This window comes from Pseudomonas sp. NPDC087817 (assembly GCF_044742875.1).
Classification (GTDB): domain Bacteria; phylum Pseudomonadota; class Gammaproteobacteria; order Pseudomonadales; family Pseudomonadaceae; genus Aquipseudomonas.
On sequence record NZ_JBIUVJ010000009.1, the window covers coordinates 39,537 to 59,916 of the forward strand.

At 61.5% G+C, this 20,380-nt stretch carries 17 protein-coding genes; 15 read left to right on the top strand and 2 right to left on the bottom strand.

What is annotated here, in order from left to right:
- Positions 1–267 precede the first annotated feature (267 nt).
- The 7 genes from ACIONG_RS10450 to ACIONG_RS10480 all read left to right on the top strand — a co-directional run bounded on the left by ACIONG_RS10450 (position 268) and on the right by ACIONG_RS10480 (position 9,433).
- The gene (locus ACIONG_RS10450) at positions 268–1,896 is read left to right on the top strand and encodes a glycosyltransferase (protein ID WP_401298936.1); all 1,629 of its coding nucleotides are present in this window, start codon (positions 268–270) and stop codon (positions 1,894–1,896) included.
- A complete protein-coding gene (locus ACIONG_RS10455) occupies positions 1,890–3,194 on the top strand; it encodes a glycosyltransferase (RefSeq protein WP_401298939.1) in 1,305 nt (434 codons plus the stop codon). Before ACIONG_RS10450 ends, ACIONG_RS10455 begins: the two co-directional genes overlap by 7 nt.
- Complete coding sequence (locus tag ACIONG_RS10460) at positions 3,191–4,078, top strand: bifunctional 2-polyprenyl-6-hydroxyphenol methylase/3-demethylubiquinol 3-O-methyltransferase UbiG (protein WP_213027056.1); 888 nt, start codon at positions 3,191–3,193, stop codon at positions 4,076–4,078. Before ACIONG_RS10455 ends, ACIONG_RS10460 begins: the two co-directional genes overlap by 4 nt.
- Positions 4,075–5,229, top strand: a complete 1,155-nt coding sequence (locus tag ACIONG_RS10465; protein ID WP_401298942.1) for an acyltransferase family protein — start codon at positions 4,075–4,077, stop codon at positions 5,227–5,229. The genes ACIONG_RS10460 and ACIONG_RS10465 overlap by 4 nt, the downstream gene beginning before the upstream one ends.
- The gene (locus ACIONG_RS10470) at positions 5,223–6,050 is read left to right on the top strand and encodes a class I SAM-dependent methyltransferase (protein ID WP_401298945.1); all 828 of its coding nucleotides are present in this window, start codon (positions 5,223–5,225) and stop codon (positions 6,048–6,050) included. The genes ACIONG_RS10465 and ACIONG_RS10470 overlap by 7 nt, the downstream gene beginning before the upstream one ends.
- Before the next feature lie 76 nt (positions 6,051–6,126).
- The gene (locus tag ACIONG_RS10475; protein ID WP_401298948.1) at positions 6,127–7,314 is read left to right on the top strand and encodes a DUF3142 domain-containing protein; all 1,188 of its coding nucleotides are present in this window, start codon (positions 6,127–6,129) and stop codon (positions 7,312–7,314) included.
- Entirely contained in the window at positions 7,301–9,433 is a 2,133-nt protein-coding gene (locus ACIONG_RS10480; protein ID WP_401298951.1) for a hypothetical protein, read from the top strand. Before ACIONG_RS10475 ends, ACIONG_RS10480 begins: the two co-directional genes overlap by 14 nt.
- Here the strand turns inward: ACIONG_RS10480 and ACIONG_RS10485 are convergent.
- Complete coding sequence (locus ACIONG_RS10485; RefSeq protein WP_401298954.1) at positions 9,430–10,059, bottom strand: LysE family translocator; 630 nt, start codon at positions 10,057–10,059, stop codon at positions 9,430–9,432. The genes ACIONG_RS10480 and ACIONG_RS10485 overlap by 4 nt on opposite strands.
- A gap of 144 nt (positions 10,060–10,203) precedes the next feature.
- Here ACIONG_RS10485 and ACIONG_RS10490 point away from each other — a divergent pair, with 144 nt between their 5' ends.
- A complete protein-coding gene (locus tag ACIONG_RS10490; protein ID WP_103302808.1) occupies positions 10,204–10,677 on the top strand; it encodes an Lrp/AsnC family transcriptional regulator in 474 nt (157 codons plus the stop codon).
- A 74-nt stretch (positions 10,678–10,751) separates the two neighbouring features.
- Here ACIONG_RS10490 and lpdA read toward each other — a convergent pair whose 3' ends face one another.
- Positions 10,752–12,152 (bottom strand): dihydrolipoyl dehydrogenase, encoded by a 1,401-nt coding sequence (lpdA, locus tag ACIONG_RS10495; RefSeq protein WP_401298957.1) that lies wholly within the window; start codon positions 12,150–12,152, stop codon positions 10,752–10,754.
- 211 nt (positions 12,153–12,363) lie between these two features.
- Between lpdA and ACIONG_RS10500 the strand changes: the two genes are divergently transcribed.
- The 7 genes from ACIONG_RS10500 (at position 12,364) to ACIONG_RS10530 (ending at position 20,376) form a co-directional block, all read left to right on the top strand.
- Positions 12,364–14,325: an SPFH domain-containing protein gene (locus ACIONG_RS10500; RefSeq protein WP_401299072.1), complete on the top strand. Its 1,962-nt coding sequence runs from the start codon at positions 12,364–12,366 to the stop codon at positions 14,323–14,325.
- The gene (gene hflC / locus ACIONG_RS10505) at positions 14,322–15,362 is read left to right on the top strand and encodes a protease modulator HflC (protein ID WP_401298960.1); all 1,041 of its coding nucleotides are present in this window, start codon (positions 14,322–14,324) and stop codon (positions 15,360–15,362) included. Before ACIONG_RS10500 ends, hflC begins: the two co-directional genes overlap by 4 nt.
- A complete protein-coding gene (hflK, locus tag ACIONG_RS10510) occupies positions 15,359–16,420 on the top strand; it encodes a protease modulator HflK (RefSeq protein WP_401298963.1) in 1,062 nt (353 codons plus the stop codon). The genes hflC and hflK overlap by 4 nt, the downstream gene beginning before the upstream one ends.
- Complete coding sequence (locus ACIONG_RS10515; protein ID WP_401298966.1) at positions 16,417–18,324, top strand: cation-translocating P-type ATPase; 1,908 nt, start codon at positions 16,417–16,419, stop codon at positions 18,322–18,324. The genes hflK and ACIONG_RS10515 overlap by 4 nt, the downstream gene beginning before the upstream one ends.
- A gap of 110 nt (positions 18,325–18,434) precedes the next feature.
- Positions 18,435–18,686 carry a hypothetical protein gene (locus ACIONG_RS10520; protein WP_103302797.1) on the top strand — a complete coding sequence of 84 codons (252 nt, stop codon included), beginning with the start codon at positions 18,435–18,437 and terminating at the stop codon, positions 18,684–18,686.
- Between the two features lie 65 nt (positions 18,687–18,751).
- Positions 18,752–19,597: a DUF692 domain-containing protein gene (locus tag ACIONG_RS10525; protein WP_401298970.1), complete on the top strand. Its 846-nt coding sequence runs from the start codon at positions 18,752–18,754 to the stop codon at positions 19,595–19,597.
- Positions 19,588–20,376 (top strand): putative DNA-binding domain-containing protein, encoded by a 789-nt coding sequence (locus ACIONG_RS10530; RefSeq protein WP_401298973.1) that lies wholly within the window; start codon positions 19,588–19,590, stop codon positions 20,374–20,376. Before ACIONG_RS10525 ends, ACIONG_RS10530 begins: the two co-directional genes overlap by 10 nt.
- The last annotated feature ends 4 nt before the right edge of the window (positions 20,377–20,380 follow it).

A 20,380-nucleotide genomic window follows, 5' to 3' on the forward strand; every position in this document is an offset into this window, starting at 1 on the left:
AACCGTGACCGGTCAGTTCTCATTAGCGTAGTCAGGTTTTTTCTCGCCGTGCGGTTCACGAATGCTCGACGGATGTGTTTAGAATGCCCCTCGTCGCCATGCTCGGAGTTCGCCGTGGGCTTGGCGCAACAGGGTGAAACCGACCACTAAAACAAGAACGAAGACGGGCCTCAAGAGTAAGGACAAGCACCGGTGATACCGGCTTGATCCGACGCCGGGCCGTCATAGCATGAGGTTGCCGGAATGGCTGCTTCATCGTGGGATGCCATGAATTTCATTCTTTACTCGGACGTCAACGACCGTTCCATCAGCCAGAGTCTCGGTCGTCCTGAATACAGTTACTACTTCGTGCTCAAGGCCTATCGCCCGGTGCTGGAAAGCCTTGGTCGCGTGCATGTGGTGGCGTCCGTCGCCGACGTCGATCCGCTGTATCAACAGCTGAGTCAGGCCGGTGAGGAATGTCTGTTCCTTTCGTTTTCGCCACCGCATAAAGCCCCGACCGATCTGCAATGCCCGATGGTCTGCGTGATTGCCTGGGAATATGACTCGATCCCGTCCGAGTGCTGCGACGACGATCCCCGCCAGGACTGGAGCCAGACCCTGGCGCGTCATGGCCGGGTAATTACCCTGTCCACCCACACGGCGCAGGCGATCCGTAAAACCCTGGGTGAGGACTTCCCCGTACTCGTGCTACCCACACCGTTGTGGGAGCGCTTTGCGCAGGTGCGCCAAGACTATCCAGGAGCCCCGGTAAACCCGGGTACGACGTTGCAGATCAAGGGCTGCATCATCGACAGTCGCGCGATGGGCCTGTCCGCCGATGGCTTGATCGCGCCGATACACAGTGAGCAGGAACTGGAACTTCGCGGCCTGGCTGAACCTGAGCCGGAACCCGAGCCCGAAGCGGCACCGCCCCTGACCTGGCGTCGGCGTGCATTCATCACCAAGCATTACCTGCGCGAAGCTTGTCGGGCGCTGACCAGCCCTGGCGAACACCCGCCGCTGTTCTTGCTCAAGCACAATCTGCTGTTGTGGTATCGCGAAGCCGTTGGCGATCTGGTGCCGGACGGCCTCCGCCAGCGGTTGGCGAAATCGCGTACGCCAGCATCGCCGCCCCTGCCGGTGGCCACCACGGTCAGCGAAGCGCTGGACCCCGCAGAACATCCGCAAGCGGTACTGCCCGACACCAGCGAGCAGGTGGCCATCGATGTCAGTGGCGTGGTCTACGTGAGCGTGTTCAACCCTGAAGACGGTCGCAAGAACTGGCATCACCTGATCACCGCTTTTTGCTGGGCCATGCGTGACAACGAAGACGCCACGCTGGTGCTGAAAATCACCCAGAACGACCTGGCGAGCTACTACGTTCACTTGATCACCTTGCTGTCGCAACTCTCGCCGTTTGCCTGCCGGGTCGTGGTCATGCACGGCTATTTGCAGGACGAGGAGTTCGCCCGGTTGTATGGTGCCGCGAGTTTCTACGTCAACGCCTCCCGCTGCGAAGGTTTGTGTTTGCCGCTGATGGAGTTCATGTCGTGCGGCAAACCGGTGATCGCTCCGAATCACACGGCGATGCGCGACTACATCGACGAAAAGGTCGGGTTCATCGTCAAGTCCAGTCACGAGCCGACGATCTGGCCGGAAGACGTGCGGATCCTCTATCGCACCGTGCGCCATCGCCCGGACTGGAGCTCATTGAGAGCCGCTTATGAGGACAGCTATGCCATGGCCAAAAACCACCCGCAGGCCTATCTGGCCATGGCCGCTGCCGCCAATGAGCGCATGCGCGATTACTGCGGGTTTACCCCGGTGCAGCAGCGCGTGATGGCGTTTTTCGACCTGAAGGCGAACAGCGAAAACACGCCGCTGATGGCCGAGGCGGGGACTGCCGCATGCTGATCATCATTCATTCGGAAACCAACAAGAGCAACATCCAGCAGAACCTCGGCCGCCCCGAGTACAGCTACTACTTCGTCCTCAAGGAATTCCGCCCGGTGCTGGAACGAATCGGTCAGGTGATCGAGGTCAGCAACCCGGACGAACTGGTTGATCGCCTGTATTTTGACTGCCTGAGCCGTGGCGAGGACTGCGTCTTTCTGTCGTTCTCGCCGCCGCATCGCACGCCGATTCATTACGCCTGCCCGACCATCCCGGTGTTTGCCTGGGAGTTCAGCACCATCCCCACCGAAAGCTGGCAGGGCGAACCTCGCCATGATTGGCGGGTGGTGCTGGAGGCATGCGGCCGGGCGATCACCCATTCGAGCTTCACGGTCGACACCGTGCGCAATGCGATGGGCGCGGATTACCCGATCTGCGCGATCCCAGCGCCCGTGTGGGATCGCTTCGCCGCGCGCGCTGAACATCTGGATCGACGCCCGGTCATCGAGCCGATCACCCTGACGCTGCGCGGGTTGCTGATCGACAGTCGCACGGTGGATTTGCGCCCCTATGGGCCACCCGGGCGGTGCGAAGGCACGCCGCTGTCCTTCGCCGGGCCGGCGCAGGATTGCTCGCTGCAGCTTGACGGCGTGGTCTATTGCTCGGTGTTCAACCCCTACGACGGGCGCAAGAACTGGCAGGACATGCTCAGCGCGTTTTGCACCTCGTTCCGTGATACCGCCGATGCGACCCTGGTGCTGAAACTCACGCACCACGACATCGCCGAGGCGTTGACCGACATGCTGCACCACCTCTACAAGAACCAGTCATACCAATGCCGGATCGTGCTGATCCACGGTTATCTGGCCGACTTCGATTACGAACGCCTCGTGCAGGCCACCAGCTACGTGGTCAACAGTTCCTTCGGTGAAGGCCAGTGCCTGCCGCTGATGGAATTCATGTCCTGCGGCAAACCGGCGATTGCGCCGTTGAACACCGCGATGGCTGACTACGTGAGCGACGACAACGCGTTTATCGTCGATTTCACCGAAGAACTGACGGCCTGGCCCCACGACCCGCGAGCGGCCTATCGCACGATGCGCTACATGACCAATTGGGACTCGCTGTGCGCGGCGTATCGGGCCAGCTACGACGTGGCGAAGACTGATCAACAGCGTTATGCGGCGATGTCGGCCGAAGCGGTGCGCAGCCTTGAGCGCTTCTGCAGTCAGGCCAGCGCCGAGCAGCGTTTACAGGCGTTCCTCGAGCCGTTGTTGCAAGCGGCCGGCTCTTCATCAGCGCCAGTCGCCGTCGCATGATCCGGCGCCTGCTCGCACGATTGCGTCCGGCGCCTGCAGCGGTCCCCGTCGTGGAGCCGGCCCCTGCCGCACCCGATGCCGCGTCACCACTGTATGTCGGGTTGCGCGACGCGGTCCTCGACGGCTGGTTTCTCGGTGACAGCGGCGAGTTGCTCAAGGGCTTTGCCATCACCGCTGACGATACGTTGCTCGACGTCGGTTGCGGTGACGGCGTAGCGACACTGTTCGCTGTGCGCCAGGGCGCGTCAGTGATCTTCACCGACAGTGAACACGACAAGGTCCGCGAACTGGCGCGGCAGGTCGACGCGCAAAGCCGCCAGTTGAATCTGGGGCTGGTCAGTAACAGCCTGCCGCTGCCGCTGGCGGACGGTTGCGCCAGTAAAGTGGTGTGCATGGAAGTGCTCGAGCATGTCGACCAGCCTGAAGCGTTCATGGCCGAACTGGTACGCATGGGCCGTCCTGGCGCGCAGTATCTGCTCAGCGTGCCGGCCCCGGTTGGTGAGCACCTGCAAAAAGGCATTGCGCCGGCCAGTTATTACCAGTCGCCCAATCATGTGCAGATTTTTACTCCGGAGCGTTTCGCCGCGCTGGTGGAGGACGCCGGTCTGGTGATCGAGCACCGTCAGGCCAGCGGTTTTTTCTGGGTGATGGGCATGATCTTCTTCTGGGCCGGCGAACGGGCGGCCGGTCGCGAACTCACGGGGGCCGTGCGTGACCGTATCCATGAGCCGTTCACGCCGATGATGGAGCACTGGGCCAGGGCCTGGCAGAGCCTGCTCGATCAGCCTGACGGGCTGCTGATCAAACAGACGCTGGACCGGTTCATGCCCAAAAGTCAGGTGATCATCGCGCGCAAGCCACTGGACGGCGGAGGCGCACCATGAGCGACAAGCGCATCATGGACATCGAAGTCTTGCGCGCTGTCGCAGTAATGGGCGTGCTGTTCCATCACGTGCAGGGGAGTCTGTTTACCGATACCGTGCCGCTGCTGGTGAAAATTCAGGTGTGGGCGCAATCGTGGTGGGGCGTCGATCTGTTCTTCGCGATTTCCGGGTTTGTCATCGCTCGCGGCCTGATCCCGGCACTGCGCCGTTGCAACACGCGTCAGGAGTATTGGCAACAGACGCGCAATTTCTGGTTGCGCCGCGCCTTCCGGTTATTGCCGGCGGCCTGGCTGTGGCTGGCGCTGATGCTGCTGGCGTGTGTCTTTCTCAATCGCTCGGGGGCGTTCGGTTCGCTGTACGCCAACCTGCAGGCGACGCTGGCAGGTGTGCTGCAGTACGCCAATTTCCGCTTGGCCGACAGCTTCTTCCACTACGAATACGGCAGCAGTTTCGTCTACTGGAGCCTGTCGCTGGAGGAGCAGTTCTACCTGCTGTTCCCGCTGCTGATTGTGCTGTTGCGCAAACACCTGGTCTGGGCGTTGCTGGCGCTGATCGCGGTGCAGATTCTCACCGTGCGCACACCGTTACTGATGTTCGTGCGCACCGATGCGCTGGCGGTTGGCGTGCTGCTGGCAATGTGGAGCGCGCAACCTTCCTATCGACGCTGGGAGCCGACCTTTCTGCGCTTGCCCGGGGTTGGCACAGCGGTGTTGCTGGGCATCGGATTGCTCCTGTGTTTCATGGCCACCGACCGCTTTACGTTTGCCAGCTATCGCATCGGATCGCTCACCGTGCTCAGCGCGCTGCTGGTGTGGATCGCGTCGTACAACCGCGATTACTTGCTGCCGGCCGGCCGATTGCAGCAACTGATGGCCTGGATCGGCAGCCGTTCCTATGGCATCTACCTGATCCATGTTCCGGCCTATCTACTGGTGCGTGAATTGATCTTTCGCTTGCAGGCAGCCGGCCTGCCAAGTCCTGCCGGGCATCCGATTCTGACGTCGCTGCTTGCCCTGGGCCTGATCGCGCTGCTCAGTGAACTCAATTACCGCTTCGTTGAAATGCCCATGCGCAACCGCGGAGCTGCCCTGGTGGCGCGCCTCGGTACGTCCCGATCCGCTGTCCCATCCTCTGGAGCCACCTCATGCTGAGCTTTTTGAAGAAACGCACAGTGGCGGCGCCTGCTCCCGCCGTTGCGCCAGCCGTCATCCCACCGGCGCCCAGGGTCGATCCATTCCTGCTCGGACTCCACGATTCGGAGCTCAGCGGCTGGTTCAACCAGAAGACCGGGGAGTTGTTCACAGGCTTTCCCGTGGGCGCCGAAGACACGCTGCTCGACGTCGGCTGCGGCGACGGCGGCAACGTGCATTTCTGCGGCATGCGCGGGTCGAAGATCATCATCGCCGACATCGACGGCGCCAAGGTTGAAGCCACCCGCCAGCGTCTGAGCGATACCCCGGCGCGCGACATCGAATGCCACGTCACCGACTGCAACCCCTTGCCGATCGCCGATGGCACCGCGACCCGCGTGGTGTCCACTGAAGTCATCGAGCACGTTGACGATCCGGCGCAGTTTCTCGCCGAACTGGTGCGTGTCGGCCAACCGGGCGCGCTGTATCTGCTGAGCGTGCCGCACCCCAGCTCCGAGCACCTGCAAAAGGGTATCGCCGCGCCGGTGTACTTCGAGAAGCCCAACCACGTGCGGATCATCGGCGAAGAGCAGTTCAAGACGATGGTCAGTGAGGCGGGGCTGGAAGTCATCAGCCACAGCCAGCACGGTTTCTATTGGGCCATGTGGATGTTGCTGTTCTGGGAAGCGAAGGTTGACCTGAGCAACCCCGATCATCCGTTGCTCAACCACTGGGCGGCTACCTGGCAGGCCCTGCTGGAAACTCCGCGCGGGTTGCAGATCAAACAGGCACTCGATGCGGTGGTGCCAAGATGTCAGATCATCATTGCCCGCAAGCCCTGAAGTTTTACCGCCGGGAGCCTGCTCGCGGCGGTTTTGTGTACCCTGCATTTTTGTGTCGGCAGGGATTAGCGATTTCATGCGGTTGGGTTATTCGATACTGATTACGGTGATGTTGCTGGCGGGGTGTGAACAACGGGACGCACCGCCACTCGACCAGCAACTTTATGTCTGGCAACGCCAGTGGACGCCCGCCCATGCGGCAGCGTTGCGCGATAGCCGAAATGATTTCTCCACCTTGCGCGTGTTGGCGTTGCAGGCTTTTCCGGGGGCGGACTGGAGCCGGGCGCGAATCGATGCAGCGTTGTTGAAAAGCGATGGCCGTCCGCTGATCGCAGTGATTCGTCTTGATGGCCAACTCAAGGCGCTGGACCAGCAACAGGTCACGGCGCAAATCCTTCAGGTGATCCAGGACTGGCAGGCGCAAGGCCTCACGGTGCAGGGTGTGGAAATCGACCACGATGCTGGCAACGCCCGCTTGCCGGACTACGCAAAATTCCTCAACCATCTGCGTTCGGCGTTGCCGGTGTCATTGCCGCTGAGCATCACCGCGTTGCCGGCGTGGCTCGACAGTGCGCAGCTGCCGACCCTGCTGGCCGCGGTCGATAGCAGCGTGCTGCAAGTGCATGCCGTCAGTGACCCGCGACGCGGTCTGTTCGATCCCGAGCAGGCACGGCGATGGGCGGACGCCTGGGGGAAGATCACATCTAAACCCTTTTACCTAGCGCTACCGGCCTATGGTGTGGCGCTGTTGGCGGATGGCGACGGCGCACCGCTGGTTGAAAGTGAAGTACCGCTTGAGCGCGGCGGTCAGCGCCGCGAATTGCTCGCTGATCCGTTGCAACTGAGCCAACTCGGTAAAGCATTACGCGAAGATCCGCCTGCGCATCTGGCCGGGTTGATCTGGTTTCGGCTGCCGTTGGCCAATGACCGGCGCGCCTGGAGTCTGACCACGTTGCGCGCTGTAGCGCAGGGCGATGCGTTGCACAGCCAGCTCGGCCTGAGCTTTAGCGAGCAGGGTGGCCTTTACGACATCACGCTGAACAATCCCGGCAACCTCGACAGCCCATGGCCCGCGCAGATCACCATTAAGGCCCAAGGTTGTGAAGGGGCCGATGCGCTCACCGGTTATTCGTTGCAACAAAGCCCGGATCTGCTTACCTTCACCCGCCTTCGCGACGGCCGCTTGCCGGCGGACGGGCAGCGCGCCATCGGTTGGGCACGTTGCGCACATATTGATCAAGGAGGTTCGCATGTTGACCCGTAACTGGCCCCGCCATCTGCTTTGCCTGAGCCTCAGCCTGCCGCTGGGTTCAGCTGTGGCCTGCGGCCCGGATTTCCCTAACCGGCTGCTCGATGATCGCGGGCAGACCCTGGCGGATCTGCCGGCGGGCAGCTTCAAATTCGAAATAAGTCGTCTCGGCAAGACCATCGCCGGGCTGAAGAATGTCACCGCGGCGACGTACAATCCCGATGAAATGTACGGCGATGAAGAGGCGCCGGCCAAGGCTCGCGAGCAAGCCGAACAGCTTGGTCTCGACAACGAGCAGGCCGGGCTGGTCATGCAACTGCGTGGTCTGACCGATGCCCGTCAAGCCGAAGAGCAGGGCGCCAGTCTGCCGGCGGAAATCCGTCTGTACGTGGCGGGCGCGGTAGCGTTTGCGACGGGCGAGCATCAACTGGCGGTCGAGTATTTCGACAAACTGCTGGCGTTGCCTGCCGAGCAGCGTCCGTTGCGCAGCACCTGGGCGGCCTACTCGCTTGGCCGTACCTGGTTGGCCATGAGCAGTGAAGCGGAAGACGCCGTCACTGCGCTGGAGCAATCGCGCGAGGCGTTCCGCCAAGCCCGCCAGATGAGCATCGACGGCTTTAGCGATCCGCTGGAACTGGGCGTTGCCAGTCTGGGCGAGGAGGCGCGGGTCTTGCGTAGCGCCGGCGACTGGAGCGGCGCCATCGAACTGTATGAAGCGCAAAATCTGCATGGCTCGGCCGTGGGTTACACCTCGCTGAAACAATTGGTGAACGAACTGGCCGAGTTGCCCGAGGCTGATCTGGCGAAATTGCTGCAACGCAAAGCGGTGCAGCAGTTGGTCACCGCATCGTTGGTCAGCCGTCTCGACTGGTCGTATGGCGAGCAGCCGCCGAACGAGAAAAAACTCATCAAACTGCTGCAGAGCAGCACCCGCGGCAGCCTCGAAAACGCCGATCGGCTGGCGGCAATGAATTACCAACAGGGTGACTACGCCAGCGCCAAGGCCTTCCTCGAAAACGCCGGTGACGGCGGACTGGCCTGGTGGTTGCGGGCGAAGCTGGCGGTACGCGATGGCGATAAAAATGCCGCCGCTGCTGCTTACGCCAAAGCCGCACAAGCGTTCCCGCAGAGCGAAAGCTGGGGCTATCAGCGCACGGCGGACTGGGCATTTGAAACCGTCCAGCCGAAATGCCGGGTCGAGGGCGAGAGCGCGATTCTGGCCTTGCAACGGGGCGAATACCTGCAAGCTTTCGTGCAGTTGTATCGCAGCAACAGCATCTATTGGTTTGACGCCGCGACGGTGGCCGAGCGCGTGCTGACGGTCGAAGAGCTCAAGCAGTATGTCGATGAAAACGTCCCGGCCCCGGCAGTGCCGATTGACGATGGGCAAGGAGACGCCGAGCAACTGCATACAGCCGAAAATCTGCGTTATCTGCTGGCCCGGCGTTTGTTGCGTGAAGGGCATTACGCCGAGGCGGTCGACTATTTCGACAGCAGCAGTATGAAAGATGAGGCCAGGTACTACGGCGAACAGCGTCTGGCGGCAGACAATGCATGGTGGCCGACGAAACGCGCCACGGCGTTGTTCAATGCTGCGGTGGCCGCGCGTGAAAACGGCTTCTTGATCCTGGGGTACGAGATGGCGCCGGATTATGTGTCGTTTGGCGGTTTCTATTCTCTCGGCAGCCCGGCGTTGCAAGCCGGGCCGCTGGTCAGTGAAGACGAAGTGCAACGCCAGCAGGCCAGCGAAGCGCTGACCAAGCATCGTTTCCACTACCGTTTCGTCGCGTCCGAGTTGGCCAATCGTGCGGCCGACAACCTGCCGCATACCAGTCAGGCGTTTGCTGCCGTGTTATGCAGGGCCGCTGGGTTCAACACCAGCGTGGAAGATCAGCAAGCGCTGTATCAGCGTTACGTAAAGGAAGGGCCGTACGTGCAGTGGGCGGAGAATTTCGGCCGTCAGTGCGAGGAGCCGGACTTTGCCAACGCTGACAAACGTTACGTCACCCAGGTGACCGATGCCGTGCGCACGGCGCTGCGGCCGTACAAATGGCCAGTGATCGGTGCCGTTGTGCTGTTTGGCGTTGCCGCGTTGCTGGTGTTCGGCCGTCGTCGCAAGGTGCGCAAAAACTAAGCCTGCTGGATGGACGTCAGGCGCACCGCAAAGCCGATCAACAGGCTGCCGAACAGCCATTGCTGAACCCGTTGCGCCGTTGGACTGTGTTGCAGCCAACGGCCCAGTGCGGCGCCAGTCAGGGCGTAGGCGCTGTCGAACAGCAATCCGACGCCAACCAGCAGCATGCCGAGGACGGTGAATTGGCTCAGCACCGGTGCGCCATCGGCGACGATGAATTGTGGCAACAGCACGGAGCAGAACAGCAGCGCCTTGGGGTTGAGCAGATTGGTCAGCAAGCCGCGCCGGATTGCTTCGCGCCATTGCCCGCGCGTGTCGGCAATGTCCCCGGCGTTCAGGTTCGGCACCAGTGTGCTGCGCAGGCATTGAATGCCGATCCACAGCAGATACGCCGCCCCGGCCAGTCGCACCACGTCGAACGTCCACGGCGCAGCCTTGAACAACGCCGCCAGCCCCAACGCCGCCAATGCCACGTGACAACCGCGGGCAATCGCCAGACCCACCGCCGTGGCCAGCGCTGCCCCACGACCCTGACGGGCGCCGGTTTGCAGCAGCAGGATCATGTCCGGTCCGGGCAACAGAAACACCACGGCCAATGCCAGGAAAAACAGCCAGAGACTCGCCACGTCATACCCCTTTCGTTGTCGATTCGGTGACGTCAGTCTAGGGCTGAAGGGCGGGGCAGGTGCTTGCGTAGTCAGCTTCAAAAGGTTGCAGATTTGGCATAACCTGCGTTCTTTTCAGGCTCACACCATCAGGATCTGCCAAAGATGAAACTCGACGCTTTTGATCGCAAGATTCTCGCCGCGCTGCAACGGGACGGACGCCTGAGCAACGTCGAGCTGGCGGACGAAATCGGCCTGTCTGCCTCGCCCTGCCTGCGCCGGGTGCGGATGCTGGAAGAGGCCGGGGTGATTCGCGGCTATCAGGCCAATCTGGATCGCGATGAAGTGGGGTTGGGGTTGACGGTGTTTGTCGGGGTGAAAGTCGAGCGGCATAACGATGAACAGGCGGAAGCCTTTTACCGGGCGGTCACCGCGTTGCCGGAGGTGATTTCGGCGTTTCTGGTGTCCGGAGAGTCGGACTTTCTGCTGCAGGTTGTCGTGCCGGATCTGCGCGCGTACGACCGTTTTCTCAGTGGTTGCCTGTTGAAGCTGCCGGGGGTGAGTGACATCCGCAGCAACTTTGCGATTCATACGGTGAAGACCCCGGGAGCCTTGCCGCTGGGGCATCTTCCTGCCTGAAAGCAAAGATCGCAGCCTTCGGCAGGCAATGCGTACCCCTGTAGGAGTTGCCGACGGCTGCGATCTTTTGATCTTTACATCTGCGTCGCCATCCCCTCGACATTCATTGCTGCCTGGCGCAGCGCCTCGGACCGTGTCGGGTGCGGATGGCAGGTCAAAGCAATGTCCTCAGCCGAAGCGCTGAACTCCATCGCCACACAGAACTCGCCGATCATTTCACTCACGCTTGGGCCGACCAGGTGCACGCCGAGCACTTCGTCTGTGCGCTCGTCGGCGATGACTTTGGCAAAACCTTCGGTCTCGTGATTGATCTTCGCCCGGCTGTTGGCGGTGAACGGAAACTTGCCGACCTTGTAGGTGCGACCTTCAGCCTTGAGCTGCTCTTCGGTCTTGCCGACGCTGGCCAGCTCCGGTTTGGTGTAGATCACGTTGGGGATCAGGTCGTAATTGACCTCTCCGGCCTTGCCGTGAATCTGCTCGACGCAGGCCATCGCTTCATCTTCAGCCTTATGGGCGAGCATCGGCCCGGAGGTCACGTCACCAATCACCCAGACGCCGGGGGCTTCGGTGCGGTGCTGTTTGTTGGCGAGCATGCCGCGCTTGTCGGTACTCAGACCGACGTTTTCCAGGCCCAGGCCTTGGGTATACGGGCGGCGACCGATGGCCACCAGCACATAATCAGCTTCCAGCAGTTCGGCGCTGCCGCCCGCCGCCGGTTCGACGCTGAGCTGCACACCGTTGGCCGAGGTGGTGGCGCTGGTGACTTTCGAACTCAGTTTGAAGGCGATGCCTTGTTTGCTCAGCGCGCGCTGCAAGGTTTTGCCGGCCTCGCCATCGACACCCGGACAGATGCGATCGAGGTACTCGACCACCGTGACTTGCGCACCGAGCCTGCGCCACACCGAACCGAGTTCGAGGCCGATCACGCCGGCACCGATCACCACCAGATGTTTGGGCACTTCGCTCAGGGACAGCGCACCGGTAGAGTCGAGGATGCGCTTGTTGTCGATCTCGACACCCGGCAGGGGCGTGGGCTCGGAGCCGGTGGCGATGATGATGTCCTTGGCGGTCAGCTCGATCTTGCTGCCCTGATCGCCAGTGACCGTGACTTTGCCCGGCCCGTCGATATGTCCCCAACCCTTGATCCAGTCGACCTTGTTCTTGCGAAACAGAAACTCGATGCCTTTGGTCAGGCCGGCCACGCTCTCGTCTTTCTGCTTCATCATTTGCGCGAGGTTCAGCGTCGGTTTGACTTCTATGCCGAGGTTGGCGAATTCCGCGCCCATGGCCGCGTCGTACAACTCCGAGGCATGCAACAAGGCTTTGGACGGCATGCAACCGACGTTCAGGCAGGTGCCGCCAAGGGTCGCGCGACCCTCCACGCAAGCAGCCTTGAGGCCCAACTGGCCGGCGCGGATGGCGGCGTTATAGCCACCGGGGCCGCCGCCCAGAATCACTACGTCATAGTTGCTCATGCGCTTACTCCTGGTTGAGGGATGCGGATCGCTAAAAGTAGTCGGTGATAAAAATTACGAACGTAATATGTGCGCGTATGGACATTTCGGTCAAGGCTTCAGGCAAGCGACAGGTTGCGCGTCTTTAGATAAGCGCAATTGTGTACGAATATTTCACGACTTTCGTTATATTGTAACGATAAGAGCAGTGAGCCGATGGCTTTGGGGTGATATGCAAGTCGATCTGGAGGTTGAGGGCACGCAAGTGACCGGACTGCCGCGCTTTCAGCAGGCCGCGACACAGGGCCGGCGATTACGCCGTCTGGCGATTGGCCTTGGCAGTCTGGCCGGGGCAGGGTGGGGGCTGGCGTTTTTTGTCGGATTGTTCGCGCCGCAATCGTTATGGCTGCCGCTGCTGGTCAATCAGGGGGCGGCGTTGCTGGTGTTGGTCGCCGGACTGCAATCGGCGTGGTGGGTGACGCAGTGGCGTGCCCGGGTGATGAGTCCGCTGGCGTCGCTACCGCTTGCGGCTGAGGAGTCGCCCGCACCGGATGGCTGGTACGAGCGGTTGCTCGATCGTCTGAGTCGACGCAGTTTCTACTTGCTCGGCCTGATCGGCGCGGCGACGTTGTGGCTGGGTGGTTGGGCACTGTTGGTGGTGCTCAGTATCGAGCAGGTGTGGAACCTCGCCTTACCGGCCGCCGCAGTAGGTTTGTCCGCCACGGTTGGCGCGGCACTCGCCTTGCTGTTGGCGTTCGGGCTGCTGGTGCTGGAGCGGCAACTGGCTCAGGAAAACCCCACGCAATGGCCCGAAGCCGGTTCATTGGCCCAACTGATCCGCGTGGCAATTATCGGTCTGGTGCTGGGAGCGTTGTGTTTACTGTTCGCCAGTGACCAGGCGTTGTGGCCCGTTCGCTTGGCGGTGCTGGTGGGAATCTTGCCGGGATTGGTCGCGATTGAGTGGTTATTGCGTGCCGTTCTGTCACTGTTCAGCCCTCGACGTGATCAGCTTGAACCGACCTTGCTGGCGCGCAGTTTTGTCGCCGATCTGCTGCGCTGGCCGCCGCAACCCTTGCTCGCGTTGCAGCACGAATTGCATAACCGGTTTGGCATCGATCTGCGCCAGATCTGGGCGTTCAGCTACATGCGCAAGGCGTTTCTACCGGTGTTGGCATTGGTCGCGGTGGTGGGCTGGGCATTGACCGGCCTCCACGAAATTCCCCTGCAAGGACGTGGTATCTACGAGCGCTTCGGCAAACCGGTGCAGGTGTTCGGCCCCGGCTTGCACGCAGGTCTACCGTGGCCGTTGGGACGGGTATTGAGCGTCGAAAACGGTGTGGTGCATGAGTTGGCGACCAGTGTTGGCGAAACGCCGGCAGTTGTTCAATCCGAACCGGCCGAAGGACCTGCTCCGTACACAGCCAACCGTTTGTGGGACGCCAGCCATGTAAACGACAAATCCCAGGTCATCGCCAGCAGCCGTGGCGAGCAGCAGAGCTTTCAGATCGTCAACATGGACGTTCGCTTTGTCTATCGCATCGGTCTGAGCGATCAAGCGGCGCTGGCGGCAACCTACAACAGCGCCGATGTGCCGACGCTGATCCGCAGCACCGCCAGCCGGATTCTGGTCCACGATTTCGCCTCGCGCACCCTCGACGGATTGCTTGGAGCGGACCGGTCAGGGCTGGCAGAAGACATCGGCCGCGCTGTGCAAAGCGATCTGCAAAAACTCGACAGCGGCGTGGAAATTCTCGCCACGGTCGTCGAGGCGATTCATCCGCCGGCCGGTGCAGCCAACGCTTACCACAGCGTGCAAGCAGCGCAGATCGGTGCGCAGGCATTGATCGCCCGCGAACGCGGTGCAGCGGCCGAAGCGAGTAATCAGGCGCAGTTGCAGGCCAGCCTTGCCCGCGATCAGGCCAGCGCCAACGCCCGCGAAATCAGCGCCGCCGCGCAGGCCGCTGACTTGAAATTCAGCGCTGAGCAAAAAGCCTACGCCAGTGCCGGCCAGGCGTTTGTGCTGGAGCAATACCTCAGTCAACTCAGCCAAGGCCTGAGCAAAGCCAAATTGCTGGTACTCGACCATCGACTGGGCGGCAGCAGCAACGCCCCGACCATCGACCTGCGCTCATTCACGCTGCCGGCTGACCCGACGCCCGCGCGTACCACCGCTCAACCAGGAGTCGCCCATTGAGCCAGTCGCACACACACGATCATCAAGACCACAGCGGCCATGATCACGGCCATGGCGGGCATCACCATCATCACGGTCATCACCACCACGGTGCGCCGGAAGAGGCGGGGCCATTGCCGTGGCGACGCATGGGTTGGGCGGCGTTGCTGGTGGCTTTCGCCATCGCGGCGGCGAGCCTGGTGCAAGTGCGCTCCGGCGAAGCCACGGTCATCACGCGTTTCGGTAACCCATCGCGGGTTTTGCTTGATCCGGGCTTGAGCTGGCGCTGGCCGGCACCGTTCGAAGCGGCGATTCCGGTGGACCTGCGTCTGCGCACCACCTCCAGCGGTTTGCAGGATGTCGGCACCCGCGACGGTTTGCGCATCATCGTTCAGGCCTACGTAGCGTGGCAGGTTCAGGGCGATCCGGACAATGTGCAACGCTTCATGCGCGCCGTACAGAATCAACCGGACGAGGCGGCGCGGCAGATTCGCACGTTTGTCGGCTCGGCCCTGGAAACCACCGCGAGCAGTTTTGATCTGGCGAATCTGGTGAACACCGATGCCAGTCAGGTACGCCTCGCCGACTTCGAGGCGCAGTTGCGCCAGCAGATCGATCAACAATTACTCGCCACATATGGCGTACGCGTGGTGCAGGTTGGTATCGAACGACTGACGTTGCCCTCGGTGACACTCACCGCGACAGTTGATCGGATGCGTGCCGAGCGTGAAACAATCGCCACCGAACGCACCGCTATCGGCAAGCGCGAAGCGGCACAAATCCGTTCTGCCGCCGAGCGTGATGCGCGAATCGTGCAGGCTGACGCGACAGTGAAAGCCGCCGATATCGAAGCGCAATCCCGTGTCGAAGCGGCGCAGATCTACGGGCGCGCCTATGCCGGTTCGCCGCAGCTGTACAACTTGCTGCGTTCGCTGGATACCCTCGGCACCATCGTTACTCCAGACACCAAACTGATATTGCGCACCGATGCCGCGCCGTTCCGTGTGCTGGTCGATGGCCCGCCGAATCTCGATAGCAAAAGCGGAACGCAGCCATGAGTGAAGAAGTTCCACGTGGAACACATGCGCTGAACAGTCCGTGGATTCAAGCCGGTCGCTTGGCATTTTTTGCCTTGTACGCGGTTACCGTATTGGCCGCATTGGCGTGGGCGTTTTCCAATGTGCGGCAGATCGATCCGCAGAATCGTGCCGTGGTTTTGCACTTTGGCGCGCTGGATCGCATCCAGAATGCCGGTTTGCTGTTGGCGTGGCCGCAGCCATTCGAACAGGTGGTTCTGCTGCCAGCGGCGGACCGGGTGATTGAGCGGCGAGTGGAGAATCTGTTGCGCAGCGATGAGGCGTTGAAGGCCGACCGAGTCGCCTCGTTCGCGACACCGATCAGCGATGCGTTGGCCGGCTCTGGTTATTTATTGACCGGTGATGCCGGGGTGGTGCAACTGGATGTGCGGGTGTTTTACAAAGTCACCGATCCGTATGACTTCGTGCTGCAGGGCGACCATGTGCTGCCGGCACTCGATCGTCTGGTCACCCGCAGCGCTTTGGTCCTGACCGCCGCGCGGGATCTGGACACCATTCTGGTCGCTCGACCAGAACTCATTGGCGCCGACAATCAAGCCGCCGAACGCCGTGAACGCTTGCGCGGTGATCTGGTGCAAGGCATCAATAAACGCTTGGCTGAACTGAAGGCGAACGGGCAGGGCATCGGCATCGAGGTGACGCGGGTCGATGTGCAATCGAGTCTGCCCGATCCTGCCGTCAGTGCATTCAACGCCGTCCTCACCGCCAGTCAGCAGGCCGACAAAGCTGTGGCCAATGCCCGCACCGACGCCGAGAAACTCACCCAGTCCGCCAACGAGCAGGCCGACCGCACGTTGCAAGTCGCCCATGCTCAGGCCGGTGAACGCTTGGCCAAAGCGTCAGCTGACACCGCCACGGTGCTGAGCCTGGCCAAGGCCCGACAACAAGGCACCGACCCGCAAATGCTCCTGCGTCTGTACCGCGAGCGCATGCCGAAAATCCTCGGCCAGGCTGGATCGGTGACCACGGTCGATCCGCAAGACGATTCCCGCCTGATCATTCAGGGAGCCAGTCAATGAACGCGACTACCGCTGCACCGAGTCTGTTGTCCTCAGCCGAACAACGGCGCGCAGCCAGACAACTGACGTTGGCGATGCTCGCACTCGGGCTGCTCGGCCTCGGTTTGATCTGGCGCTGGGCGATGCCGGAACAAACCGGGGTCAGCCAGTTGCTGCTCGGTTTTGCTTCTTTATTAGTTGCCGTGCCGGTGATGCGTTCGGCGTGGTACAGCGTGCGTTATCCGAGCCTGCATGGCATTACCGATCAACTGATTGCCCTGGCGATGCTCGGGGCGTGGGCAACGGGTGATCTGCTGACCGCCGCGCTGCTGCCGATCATCATGATCTTCGGCCACGTGCTGGAAGAGCGCAGCGTCATTGGTTCACAGGAGGCGATTCACGCCCTCGGCCAATTGACCCGCAGTCACGCGCGCAAACTGCAGGCCGATGGCTCGATCATCGAAGTCGACAACGGCATGCTCAAACCCGGCGACACGGTCGAGGTGCGTGCCGGTGATCGTGTCCCGGCGGACGGACGCGTTCTGTCTGGCCAGGCCAGTCTCGATACTGCTTCGATTACTGGCGAGTCGGTGCCGGTGGAGGCAGGCATCGGCATGTCGGTGTTTGGCGGTGCGATCAATCTGGACGGACTGCTGCATATCGAAGTGACCCGCACCGGCGATGAGTCGACCCTCGGCAAAGTCATCGCGCTGATGCAAAACGCCGAGCGCTCAAAACCACCCATCACTCGCCTGCTCGAACGCTATGCCGGCAGTTACATGGTGCTGGTGTTGCTGCTGGCAGCCGTGACCTGGTTTGTCACCCACGATGCGCAAGCGATGCTCGCGGTATTGGTGGCGGCGTGCCCGTGCGCCCTGGTGCTTTCCGCTCCGGCCACGGCGATTGCCGGTGTCGCGGTAGCGGCGCGCCACGGGATTCTGATCCGCAGTTCGGCCTTCCTCGAAGAATTGGCCGACCTCACTTCGCTGGTGGTCGACAAGACCGGAACCCTGACTTTTGGCACTTTGCGCGTGCAGTCGATCAACAGCCCTCGCGCGGATTCGTCCACGGTGATGGCGTTGGCGGCCAGTCTCGGCGCGGCAAGCAGTCACCCGGTCAGCCGCGCACTGGCCGGATTGGTGCGGCAGGAAGACTATTTGTCCCTCAGCGATATCCATGAGCGGCAGGGGCTCGGCGTCGTCGCCTTCACCGGACAGGGCGAAGCGGCTCTCGGCCGCCCTGAGTTGTTTGCGCAACTCGGCATCACCACGACCACGGTTCCCGATCACGACGGCCCCATCGCCGGGCTGTCGCTCAACGGGGAATTTCTCGCGTGGTTGTTGCTGGCTGACAGCGTCAAACCGGAAGCAAGATTTGCCCTCGGTGAATTGCGTGAACTGGGCCTCGGACGACAACTGCTGCTTACGGGCGATCGACACAGTGTGGCGCAGTCTCTGGCCAGAGAGGTCGGGTTGCACGAAGTCGAAGCCCAGGCCTTGCCCGAGGACAAACTCAATCGCGTGCTCAAGGAAATCGACAATGGCTTCCGGCCGATGGTGGTCGGCGACGGCATCAACGACTCGCTCGCGCTCAAGGCGGGTGTGGTGGGTGTGGCGATGGGGGCGGGCGGTGCGGATATTGCTCTGGCGTCGGCGGACATCGTGCTGATCGGCAGCGATCTGCGCCGGCTCGGCACCTGCGTGCGACTCAGTCGTCAGTGCCGCAGGACATTGCAGGTCAATGTGATCATCGGCCTGGGCTGGACGCTGGCCATTGTGGTGTTCGCCGCGTTCGGCTGGCTGGGGGCTGCCGGGGCGATGATTGCGGCGTTGCTGCACAACCTCAGCACGCTATTGGTGCTGGGTAATGCCGGGCGATTACTGCGCTTTCAGGAGCCGTTGCTCAAGCTCAAGGAAGAATCCTGAAATTATTTTTCGCTCCTCTGTAACGCCGTCGGGGCTGCTCTCTCTAGTGCCATGTCGGGACTGAACAACCTTCCAGCCGACAACCCCTGACGATGACCGAGGATATAAAAATGACGATCAAGACCGCTGCTGCCGGTGCCGCCCTCGCTTTGGCCGCCGCTACCCTGTTTGCCGGTGTCGCAACCAACGCGATGGCCGCCGATGCCAACGTTCACTGCTACGGCGTGAATGCCTGCAAAGGCCAGAACGACTGCAAAACCAAAGACCACGCGTGCAAAGGCATGGGCTCCTGCAAGGGCCAGGGCTTCAAAGCCATGACTCAAGCGGCTTGCGAAAAAGCAGGTGGCAAGGTCGGCGAGTAACTGACCGGCAAGTGCCGCCGCAGTGGCTCACGCCACTGCGGCCACTTTTTATCAGGAGTTTGCTCATGCCCGCCTCTGTACCTTTTCTCGGCTACGGCCTGGGATTGCGCAGCGCTTACTACCAGCAGATCCTCGAACAGTCGCCCGACGTGGACTGGTTCGAAGTGGTCTCGGAGAATTTCATGGTGCAGGGCGGCAAGGCCCTGTATCACCTCGATGCCATCGCCGAGCGTTATCCGTTGGTGATGCATGGTGTGTCGCTGTCCATTGGCGGTCCGCATGCCATTGACGTCGACTATCTGCAACAGCTCAAGCAACTGGCCGAACGGGTCAGGCCTGCTTGGGTCTCGGATCACTTGTGCTGGAGCCGCGGTAACGCCCATCAATTGCATGATCTGCTGCCGTTGCCCTACACCGAAGAGAGCCTGGAATACATCGCCGGGCGGGTGGTGCAGGTGCAGGATATTTTGCAGCGCCCCTTGGTCCTGGAGAATGTCTCCAGTTACGTCCGTGCAGCTTCGGACGATTTCACCGAATGGGAGTTTCTCGCCCTGTTGAGCCGTGTCAGCGGCTGCGAGTTGCTGCTGGATGTGAACAACGTCTACGTCAGTTCGCGCAACCACGGCTTCGATCCGTGGACCTTCATTCAAAGCCTGCCTGTCGACAAAGTCCGCCAACTGCATCTGGCCGGGCACAGCGATTACGGCGATTACGTGATCGACACCCATGACCATCCGGTGAGCGATCCGGTCTGGGCGTTATACCAGCGCACGCTGGAGCATTTCGGTCCGGTGGCGACGCTGTTGGAACGGGACGACCATTTCCCGCCCTTCGAAGAACTCCTTGATGAATTGCAAAAGGCTCGTGAGCTGGGCACCAAGGTCTTGGTCGGGAGGCAGCAATGCGCCTGAAAGAATGGCAATTGGCGTTCGAAGCATTTCTGCTCGATGAGACAGCGACGGCCAATCTGAACCTGGACGAGAGCCTGATCGGCGGCCCGACGCTGGATATCGCTACTGGCCTGGCGATCTATCACAACGCCTACAATGCGCGTTTGCTGGAGGTGCTGCGTAACGACTTCGAAGCGATCTGGCAGTGGCTGGGCGACGAGGAGTTTGATCTGCTCGCCACGGCCTACATTCGCCAATCCCCGTCGGCGCACTACAGCCTGCGTTGGCTGGGCAAGGGTTTTGAGGGTTTTATCCGCAAGTATCTGGTGCCCGAGCAGAGTGCGCCATTGGCCGAAATGGCCGCACTGGAGTGGGCATTCACCCTGGCCTTTGATGCGCCGGCGGGTGATCCATTGACGATCGAAAGCATGGCGGCGCTGGCCCCGGAAGAGTGGCCAGAACTGCAATTCAAACCCATACGTTCTTTGCAGTGGCTTGATTGCCGCTTCAATAGTCTTGCGCTGTGGCGCTCGGTCAAGGACGGCACTGATTTTCCGGCCAGTGCGGCGCTCGACACGCCCAACATCTGCCTGATCTGGCGCCACGAGCTGATCTGCAACTACCGCAGTCTTGAGTCGGCTGAAGCGGCGGCGCTGAATGGCTTGCTCAATGAAGGCTGGAGTTTTGCCGAACTGTGCACAAATTCAACAGTCACTTATGGTAAGGACGCGCCACTGCAAGCGGTTACCTGGTTGAAGCAGTGGGTGCAGGATGGTTTGCTGGAGCGTCTGCAACGATAGTTTC

Coding starts and splice junctions, on each gene's coding strand:
- ACIONG_RS10525 (WP_401298970.1), top strand. CDS start 18,752: ATGCCCGCCTCTGTACCTTTTCTCGGCTACGGCCTGGGATTGCGCAGC.
- ACIONG_RS10465 (WP_401298942.1), top strand. CDS start 4,075: ATGAGCGACAAGCGCATCATGGACATCGAAGTCTTGCGCGCTGTCGCA.
- ACIONG_RS10470 (WP_401298945.1), top strand. CDS start 5,223: ATGCTGAGCTTTTTGAAGAAACGCACAGTGGCGGCGCCTGCTCCCGCC.
- hflK (WP_401298963.1), top strand. CDS start 15,359: ATGAGTGAAGAAGTTCCACGTGGAACACATGCGCTGAACAGTCCGTGG.
- ACIONG_RS10475 (WP_401298948.1), top strand. CDS start 6,127: ATGCGGTTGGGTTATTCGATACTGATTACGGTGATGTTGCTGGCGGGG.
- ACIONG_RS10530 (WP_401298973.1), top strand. CDS start 19,588: ATGCGCCTGAAAGAATGGCAATTGGCGTTCGAAGCATTTCTGCTCGAT.
- ACIONG_RS10450 (WP_401298936.1), top strand. CDS start 268: ATGAATTTCATTCTTTACTCGGACGTCAACGACCGTTCCATCAGCCAG.
- ACIONG_RS10520 (WP_103302797.1), top strand. CDS start 18,435: ATGACGATCAAGACCGCTGCTGCCGGTGCCGCCCTCGCTTTGGCCGCC.
- ACIONG_RS10455 (WP_401298939.1), top strand. CDS start 1,890: ATGCTGATCATCATTCATTCGGAAACCAACAAGAGCAACATCCAGCAG.
- ACIONG_RS10515 (WP_401298966.1), top strand. CDS start 16,417: ATGAACGCGACTACCGCTGCACCGAGTCTGTTGTCCTCAGCCGAACAA.
- ACIONG_RS10490 (WP_103302808.1), top strand. CDS start 10,204: ATGAAACTCGACGCTTTTGATCGCAAGATTCTCGCCGCGCTGCAACGG.
- lpdA (WP_401298957.1), bottom strand. CDS start 12,152: ATGAGCAACTATGACGTAGTGATTCTGGGCGGCGGCCCCGGTGGCTAT.
- ACIONG_RS10500 (WP_401299072.1), top strand. CDS start 12,364: ATGCAAGTCGATCTGGAGGTTGAGGGCACGCAAGTGACCGGACTGCCG.
- ACIONG_RS10460 (WP_213027056.1), top strand. CDS start 3,191: ATGATCCGGCGCCTGCTCGCACGATTGCGTCCGGCGCCTGCAGCGGTC.
- ACIONG_RS10480 (WP_401298951.1), top strand. CDS start 7,301: ATGTTGACCCGTAACTGGCCCCGCCATCTGCTTTGCCTGAGCCTCAGC.